The organism is Brucella pseudintermedia, from assembly GCF_008932435.1.
GTDB classification, from domain to species: Bacteria; Pseudomonadota; Alphaproteobacteria; order Rhizobiales; family Rhizobiaceae; genus Brucella; species Brucella pseudintermedia.
The window spans coordinates 223,740-232,016 of the sequence record NZ_WBWE01000006.1 but is presented as its reverse complement, the minus strand read 5'-3'; the positions used below and the strand labels follow the sequence as shown (position 1 = coordinate 232,016).

The window sequence follows — 8,277 nt, the reverse complement described above, 5'->3', positions numbered from 1 at the left end:
GATCGAGCGCCGGGCGGCCGTTGTCGGCGCAGTAAAGTCCGGCAACGCGGTCGTGGATGAAGGAGAAGTCGATCACAGCATCGATCTTGCGAAGCAGGTGATCCTTCGGAACCAGACTGTCGAGCGTTACCATCTCGAGAGCTGTCTGCGACGGAGCGGGTTTCTTCAGCATGACCCAATGAATCACAAACCCCTGAACAAGGCCAGGGGTTTGTCAGCAGTCTGACGGCGGCAGCAGCCGCCGTTTTCTTTTGCGATTCGCTGTCTATATGGGCCCAGGCCGGGCGACGAAACAGGAATTTCCCGTAACCGCTCCACTGGATAAGGCCATAAAGAATGACCGGTCCAACCACGCCGCTTGCAGTGGTAAGAAGCGAGACGGTGCCGATATCGCCAATGCCGAGTTTCAGCAGTACGGTGCGGGCAATGGCCATCGGCAGAAAGAAGGCCAGATAGACGACGATCGAATGCGCGCCGAGCCAGCTCAAGCCACGATGCAGCAGGTTTGCGGCTGGCAGGAGGCTTAGAAGCGACGAGATGGAAATAATCGCCAGCGCCCCCACCAGGCCCAGCAGGAGCGAGACAACCGGAAGATCGCTGACCGCGCCGCGCCCTTGCAGAAGGTCGCCTGCGGGCGATATCAGCGCGGCGAGGCTTTCCGGCACCGGCGTGAAAACCAGCTTGTATTCGACAAATCCCCATACCAGCAATCCGGCGATGCCGATGAGCGGACGCTGGCGCAGCCAGTCGGCAACCCGGAAAATGGCGGGAGCAAAGGCATAGCCCGCATAGAAATAGACGAACCGCGAGCAGAATTCGTCCACCATGACCCAGCCCGTGTGGATCGGCAGGATTTCCAGCAATGCCAGCACCGCGAAGATTACACCCACCGGCACGCGCTTCAACAGCCGCGTTGCTATGAAGAAAACCGGCAGGATATAGATGAACCAGAGCGTGCCGAACGGCTCTATGAAAGCCATGAGATAAGCGTTCACTACGCCGGACAATCCGGCTTCGCTGGCGATGCCGGGTGCCTTGAAGGCAAACTGGATCGTCAGCCACAGAATATAGAAATAGAGAAAGTGCACGACCTTGCGGTCAAGGTAGCGCCGCCAGGGCCTGTCTATGACGAGACTGAGGAAGAGGCCTGAAATCATGAAGAAATCCGGCATGCGGAAAGGCTTGGCAAAGGCTACAACATAATGCATCCAGCCTTGCGCACCGGCAGCCTTCTCCACGCCGAGCGTCGAATGCATCATCACCACGAAGATAATGCAGATGCCCTTGGCAATATCGACCCAGTCGACCCGCTGCCCCACGCCCATCGTGCCATGCATTTCCGTGCCCCTCGCAAGTTGTCCTGCCCTCTATAACCCGAACGGCGGCATAATCACATCCCGAAGAACTTGCGCTTGCCTGCGCCATATTGCGCCTGCCTTCTGCCAAGACTCATCACAAAACGATCACGGGAACGTGTATTGCTCATGTCACATTCCGCTTGCTGTGTCCCGTTTGCTACAGACATTTGGCAGCAATCGCTTATATTGGGGATAAATATTGGTTCTGAGACTTTCCTTCAGGAGGTTTATCATGAAGCTCAAGGCCCTTCTTCTTGCATCGACTGTCGCCCTTGTGGCCGCTACGGGCGCAAAGGCTGCCGACGCCGTCATCGAACAGGAACCAGCTCCTGTTGTGGTCGCTCCGTCCTTCACCTGGACCGGCGCTTATATCGGTGGCCAGATCGGCTACGGCTGGGGCAAGTCGAACTTCGACGGCGATGTGTTCAGCTATGGCAATGTCAAGCCGGACGGTTTCCTCGGTGGCGTTTATGCCGGTTATAACTTCGACCTCGGCAACAATGTCGTTCTCGGCATTGACGGTGATGTGACCTATAACGACGTTTCCAAGGGCATCGACGTTTTCGACGGCGACCTCGCAGTCGGCGACTTCGAAACCAAGCTTCGCTGGTCCGGTGCCGTTCGCGCCCGCGTCGGCTATGCGGTTGACCGCTTCATGCCATATATCGCTGGCGGTGTAGCCTTCGGCAACATCAAGAACAGCGGTAGCATCGATGGCGTCGGCAGCTTCTCCGAGAGCAAGACGCTTACCGGCTGGACCGCAGGCGCCGGCGTGGACTATGCCGCGACCGACAACCTGATCGTTCGTCTTGAATATCGCTACACCGATTACGGCGACAAGGACATCGACTTTGGCGGCCTGAACATCAATCAGGACTTCAAGACCAACGAAGTTCGCCTCGGCGTCGCATACAAGTTCTGATTTTCTGCAGGACGACAAAATCCAAGGCCCCGCAAAGCGGGGCCTTTTTATTTTGGTCGATTGCAAGCGCATAAATAATTTCGACGAAAACAATATATTCATGTTTTTTCTAAAGCAATAATATTAGAAGCCAATAGTTATATAATGAACTAATACGCAAAAATTAATGGAAAACCTTTTCGTGTTGCCTTTATGTTACATACATTCGCGGCGACATGACCTATCCATTGAGAGATATTAACTCACATATATTTCAAAGGATCTTTCCATGAATCTTAAAGTCATTCTTGGCGCATCCCTTATCGCAATTGCTGCCAACGGCAGTGCCTTTGCAGCGGACGCGATCATGTCGCAGGAACCCGTTCCGTTCGCAGCGCCAATGTTTTCGTGGGGCGGTGCCTATATCGGTGGCGAAATCGGTTGGGGCTGGGGTCGCGACAAGCTGGACGGCGACGGGGGTAGCTATGCGGAGTTCAAGCCGAACGGCTTCCTCGGCGGTATCTATGCCGGCTACAACTTCGACTTGGGCAATAGTGTCATTCTCGGTATCGACGCCAATTTCGACTATAATGACCTGAAGGAGTCCCAGGACTACTGGAGCGACGATAGTCTCCCGGTTCGGACCTCGCTTGAATCAAAACTGGAATGGTCGGGTGCCGTGCGCGCACGGGCCGGTTACGCGATTGACCGCTTCATGCCCTACATCGCCGGCGGTGTGGCTTTCGGTCAGGTCAAGAACTCTATCACCATCGGCGACGGCAGCAGTTATAGCGACAGCCAGACGCTGACCGGCTGGACGGCAGGTGCCGGTATCGACTATGCAGCGACCGACAATATCACGCTGCGCCTTGAATACCGCTACACCGATTTCGGTAACAAGGACTTCGATTTTGGCGATGTCAGCACCCGCGGCTCGTACAAGACCAACGATATCCGCCTCGGCATCGCATACAAGTTCTAAAGCATTTTCGCGCCAAAAGGGTGAAACGCCTGCGCATCGAAATGCGACGAAACAACTAGTTAGAGCGGCTCCGATGATACCGTTAAGATAGGAACCGCTCTTAGCACCAGGCAGTTTGTTATCGCGAAAGGCCCCACACCGGTGGGGCTTTTTTTGTGCATGGATGATTTACGTCCCTTTAAACTGCCGCATTTACCCTGCACCGGATTAAGCCCTGTCTGCTTTTGCGGCACGAACCTCGCAAAGCACGCAAACATTATCAAAATGACTGGTCCGCAGCACGATCGGGCCAGCAAACGGGTGGGCGGCTCCAGACTGACATGGCATCGCGTGACGACAAAAACCGGCGCATCGAACCTTCCTTCGGTGGCGAAGAGAAAAATGATGACGAGGTTTTTCGCGTCGATGAGGAGGACCGCATGGCTCGCTCGCAGCAGCGCCGACGCAGGCAGTCAGACGAACCGGAGCCCCGCGCTTCGCGCCGAGGCAAGAAGAAGCCGCGCGGCTTTTTCGGCTTTGTGCGCCGCTCGGTCTACTGGTGTCTGGTGCTTGGCCTGTGGGGCGGCATCGCCTTTGCAGGCGTGCTGGTCTATTTCGCCGCCAAGATGCCGCCGACGACGGACTGGGCCATTCCCGACCGTCCCCCCAATGTGCGCATCGTCGATGTCAATGGCAATCTGATCGCCAATCGGGGCACGACCGGCGGCGAGGCCGTGGGCCTGCATGAAATGTCGCCCTTCATTCCGAAGGCCGTCATCGCCATTGAGGACCGCCGCTTTTATTCGCATTTCGGCATAGATCCCATCGGCCTTGCGCGTGCGGTGGTGACCAATGTCGTTTCAGGCCGCGCCGTTCAGGGCGGCTCGACACTCACCCAGCAGCTTGCCAAGAACCTGTTCCTTTCGCCCGACCGCACGATTGAACGCAAGGTGCAGGAAGTCATGCTCGCATTGTGGCTCGAGCATAAATACACCAAAGACCAGATTCTGGAGATGTATCTGAACCGCGTTTATCTCGGTTCCGGCGCTTTCGGCGTCGATGCGGCCTCCCGGCGTTATTTCGACAAGTCCGCCAAGGATGTGAACCTGATGGAAGCGGCGACCCTTGCCGGTCTTTTGAAGGCTCCGTCACGCCTGTCGCCTGCCCGCGATCCGGAAGCCGCCGCCGCCCGCGCCAAGCTGGTGCTGGGCGCGATGCGTGAGGAAGGCATGATCGACGACAGCCAAATGGCGATTGCCGAAAGCGAACCGCCGACACGGGCGCCCTCCTACTGGCAGGGTTCGGAAAACTATGTCGCCGACAAGGTGGTGGCCGCACTGCCGGAACTGATCGGCGAGGCGAAGGACGACATCACCGTCCAGACCACGATTGATCTCAACCTGCAACGCGCGGGCGAAGAGGCGATCAAGGATCAGATTTCGCAGAACGGCAAAAAGATGAATGCGAGCCAGGGCGCGCTTGTTTCCATCGACAGCACAGGCGCGGTTCGCGCCATGGTCGGCGGCGTCGATTATGCCGCAAGCCAGTTCGACCGTGTGACGGACGCTCGCCGCCAGCCTGCGTCCTCCTTCAAGCCATTCGTCTATCTGACCGCGCTTGAACAGGGCCGCACGCCGGACTCCGTGCGCAACGATGCGCCGGTCCGCATCGGCAAATGGACGCCGAGTAACGACAATGGCAAATATATGGGGCAAGTGACGCTGGCGACCGCGCTTTCTCACTCCCTCAACTCCGTCGCCGCGCAACTCGTGATGGAAGTCGGCCCGCAGACCGTGATCGACACGGCGCACCGGCTCGGCGTCCAGTCGAAACTCGAAGCCAATGCCTCGCTGGCGCTCGGCACTTCGGAAGTAACATTGCTGGAACTGACCGATGCTTATGTGCCCTTTGCCAATGGCGGCTATCGCGCGCCGGTCTATTTCATTACCAGGATAACTGATTCGAACGACAAGGTTCTCTACCAGAAAGAAGATGGCGTCGGGCCGCGCGTGATCGACGAGCGCAATGTCGGCATGATGAATGCGATGCTGCGGCGCACCGTCGAAGACGGAACGGCGAAGCGCGCAGCCTTCGGCTGGCCGGCCGCAGGCAAGACCGGCACCAGCCAGAATTTCCGCGATGCGTGGTTTGTCGGCTATACGGCCAATCTCACCACTGGCGTATGGTTCGGCAATGATGACGGCAAGGGCATGAAGCGCGTGTTCGGCGCGACCTTGCCGGTCGCGGCCTGGAAAAGCTTCATGAAGGAAGCGCACAAGGGCGTACCCATCGCAGAGCTTCCGGGCCATTACGACATCCAGAACATCGTCCCCGGTGGCAGCGACGGCATCGACCCGAATGCGCCCTACGATCCAGGCATGATGCCGCAGGATCCCTATGGCGGACAGCCAATGACGAACAATGGCGATGACGGCTATTGGCCGCTTGCGCCGGATTCTCCGGTTCGCACTGGTATTCAGCAATCAAGCGAGACCGGCTATCCGCTTGCCGAACAGCCCGGCGCGGCGACCTATCCTGCCAATGCCGATGATAATTACCGTCCGATGCCGCCCGGCGACGTGGGCGCAGGACAACCGCAACAGTCGGGAAAATCCACAACACTGCTCGATATCATAATGGGGAACTCGCAATAGACCTTAGCAAAAAAGTTATTTTTAAAGGAAGGCAAAGAGGATGAATAGTTCATCGAAACCGGTCTGCCGGATCGTCCGTCCGGGGAACACTTATTCCGGAAAACAGGGCCTCGATTATTTTGAAGGTATTGCAGCGGAAACTGTCGGGTCGTCTGGCATTTGTATGCATCTCCTGACAATTCCGCCGGGCGCCCGCGCCAAGGCTCATCTCCACGCGTCTCACGAGACTGCGATTTATGCGCTTTCCGGCGAAACGCATTGCTGGTTCGGCGACAAGCTTGAGGAACATGTCATCGTTCGCGAAGGCGAGATGTTCTACATTCCGGCTGGTGTTCCGCATCTTCCGGCCAATCTCGGCGACAAGCCCGCGACCGCCATAATAGCGCGAACCGATCCGAACGAGCAGGAAAGCGTCGTCCTGTTGCCGGAGCTGGAACAATACGTACCGGGCTGACAGGAATAGCTGCCAGTTCCCGATGAACGCGTTTCATCGGGAATTGGCCAAACCGGGTGGAGCTCTCACTTTTCAGTATGTGCTTTAATTCCGCTCGAAATCTTGAGCAGCTTGGTCTATTCAAGATTGGAGAGCGAGGTTTCCATGTCCCAAGCCACCAAAACAGACGTAGCAAGTTCCAACACCGCCAAAGCCGATACCGAACGCAAGACCCTGGTCCTGACCGGCGCGAGCCGTGGCATCGGCCACGCGACAGTGAAGCGTTTCTCGCGCGCGGGGTGGCGTGTCATCACCTGCTCGCGACAGGATTTTTCCGACAACTGCCCATGGCCGGCTGGACCGGAGGATCACATCAAGGTTGACCTGGCCGACCCGGAAGATGTCGGCAAGGCAATCGCCGAGATCCGCCGCCGTCTCGAGGCCGATGGCAGCAAGCTTCACGCACTGGTCAACAATGCGGGCATCTCGCCCAAGGCGGAAGGCGGCCGCCGCATGAACTCCATCGAAACGCCGATGGCGGTCTGGCGCGATGTCTTCCAGGTCAACTTCATGGCCCCGATCATGCTGGCGCGCGGCCTGTTCAAGGAACTGGAGGCGGCGCAGGGCTCGGTCGTCAACGTGACCTCGATTGCGGGCAGCCGCGTGCACCCCTTCGCCGGAACCGCTTATGCGACGTCGAAGGCCGCGCTTGCTGCGCTGACCCGCGAAATGGCGTCCGACTTCGGCCCCTATGGGATCCGCGTCAACGCCATTGCGCCGGGCGAAATCGATACGGCGATCCTTTCACCGGGCACCGACAAGCTGGTGGAGCAGCTTCCCATGCGCCGCCTCGGCAAGACATCGGAAGTTGCGGAAACCATCTATTTCCTTTGCTCCGAAGCTTCATCCTACGTGACCGGCTCGGAAATTCATATCAATGGCGGTCAGCACGTCTGACGCCGTGCTGAGCGCGGAGATTGAAATTCTCCGCGCTTTTGTGCTTATGTTTGTTTCAATCGATTTAACAACTGAGTTTTGTCTTCATGATCCTGTGCTGCGGCGAATCCCTGATCGACATGCTGCCACGCGAAACCGCAGCGGGCGAAACCGCCTTCCAGCCTTTCGCAGGCGGCTCGGTTTTCAATACGGCCATTGCGCTTGGGCGTCTCGACGTGCCTACCGGTTTCTTTTCCGGCATTTCGTCGGATTTCTTCGGTGAAGTGCTGCGGGATAATCTGGCGCGATCCAATGTCGATTATTCCTTTGCCGCCATATCGGATCGCCCGACGACGCTGGCCTTCGTGCGTTTGGTTGACGGACAGGCACGTTATGCTTTCTACGACGAGAATACCGCAGGCCGCATGTTGACGGAAAGCGACATGCCCTATGTCGACGATGCCGTCGACGCCATGCTTTTCGGCTGCATCAGCCTGATTTCCGAACCGTGCGGCAGTGTCTATGAAGCGCTGATGATGCGTGAAGCGCCAAGGCGCGTCATGTTCCTCGACCCGAATATCCGCGCCAGCTTCATCATCGACCGCGAAAAGCATCTCAAGCGCATGAAGCGCATGATCGCGCTTGCCGATATTGTGAAGCTTTCCGACGAAGACCTTGCCTGGTTCGGCGAAAAGGGCAATCACGACGAGATCGCCGCCGAATGGCTGAAGCTTGGGCCTAAACTGGTGGTCATCACCAAGGGCGCGCATGGGGCCGATGCCTATACGGCGCGGGCGACCGTGCACGTGCCCGGCGTGAAAGTGGATGTGATCGACACGGTTGGCGCGGGCGACACGGTCAATGCGGGCATCCTTGCCAGCCTCCACAATCAAGGCCTTCTCGACAAGTACGCACTTGCAGACCTCACCGAAGACCAGATTCATTCTGCCGTCGCCCTCGGGGTCCGGGCTGCTGCCGTAACCGTTTCGCGTGCGGGAGCGAACCCGCCATGGGCGCATGAGATGAAGGATTGA

Annotated in this window: 6 protein-coding genes and 2 pseudogenes; 6 read left to right on the top strand and 2 right to left on the bottom strand. The window is 57.8% G+C overall.

The window, feature by feature from the left end; all coding sequences use genetic code 11:
- A pseudogene (locus tag F9K78_RS10365) lies at positions 1–172 on the bottom strand (IS5/IS1182 family transposase); the annotation flags it as partial.
- 52 nt (positions 173–224) lie between these two features.
- Positions 225–1,325 (bottom strand): annotated as a pseudogene (locus tag F9K78_RS10360) (acyltransferase family protein); the annotation flags it as partial.
- Between the two features lie 265 nt (positions 1,326–1,590).
- Between F9K78_RS10360 and F9K78_RS10355 the strand changes: the two are divergent.
- The 6 genes from F9K78_RS10355 to F9K78_RS10330 all read left to right on the top strand — a co-directional run bounded on the left by F9K78_RS10355 (position 1,591) and on the right by F9K78_RS10330 (position 8,277).
- Complete coding sequence (locus F9K78_RS10355; protein ID WP_114214313.1) at positions 1,591–2,280, top strand: outer membrane protein; 690 nt, start codon at positions 1,591–1,593, stop codon at positions 2,278–2,280.
- A gap of 268 nt (positions 2,281–2,548) precedes the next feature.
- On the top strand, positions 2,549–3,241 hold the full coding sequence (locus F9K78_RS10350; protein ID WP_121985762.1) for an outer membrane protein: 693 nt from the start codon (positions 2,549–2,551) through the stop codon (positions 3,239–3,241).
- A gap of 320 nt (positions 3,242–3,561) precedes the next feature.
- Positions 3,562–5,874 carry a transglycosylase domain-containing protein gene (locus F9K78_RS10345; RefSeq protein ID WP_121985763.1) on the top strand — a complete coding sequence of 771 codons (2,313 nt, stop codon included), beginning with the start codon at positions 3,562–3,564 and terminating at the stop codon, positions 5,872–5,874.
- 40 nt (positions 5,875–5,914) lie between these two features.
- A complete protein-coding gene (locus F9K78_RS10340; RefSeq protein WP_121980693.1) occupies positions 5,915–6,328 on the top strand; it encodes a cupin domain-containing protein in 414 nt (137 codons plus the stop codon).
- Between the two features lie 144 nt (positions 6,329–6,472).
- On the top strand, positions 6,473–7,264 hold the full coding sequence (locus tag F9K78_RS10335) for an SDR family NAD(P)-dependent oxidoreductase (RefSeq protein WP_121980692.1): 792 nt from the start codon (positions 6,473–6,475) through the stop codon (positions 7,262–7,264).
- An 86-nt stretch (positions 7,265–7,350) separates the two neighbouring features.
- Positions 7,351–8,277, top strand: coding sequence for a carbohydrate kinase family protein (locus F9K78_RS10330; protein ID WP_121985764.1), 927 nt, complete (start codon positions 7,351–7,353; stop codon positions 8,275–8,277).

Coding starts and splice junctions, on each gene's coding strand:
- F9K78_RS10355 (WP_114214313.1), top strand. CDS start 1,591: ATGAAGCTCAAGGCCCTTCTTCTTGCATCGACTGTCGCCCTTGTGGCC.
- F9K78_RS10350 (WP_121985762.1), top strand. CDS start 2,549: ATGAATCTTAAAGTCATTCTTGGCGCATCCCTTATCGCAATTGCTGCC.
- F9K78_RS10345 (WP_121985763.1), top strand. CDS start 3,562: ATGGCATCGCGTGACGACAAAAACCGGCGCATCGAACCTTCCTTCGGT.
- F9K78_RS10340 (WP_121980693.1), top strand. CDS start 5,915: ATGAATAGTTCATCGAAACCGGTCTGCCGGATCGTCCGTCCGGGGAAC.
- F9K78_RS10335 (WP_121980692.1), top strand. CDS start 6,473: ATGTCCCAAGCCACCAAAACAGACGTAGCAAGTTCCAACACCGCCAAA.
- F9K78_RS10330 (WP_121985764.1), top strand. CDS start 7,351: ATGATCCTGTGCTGCGGCGAATCCCTGATCGACATGCTGCCACGCGAA.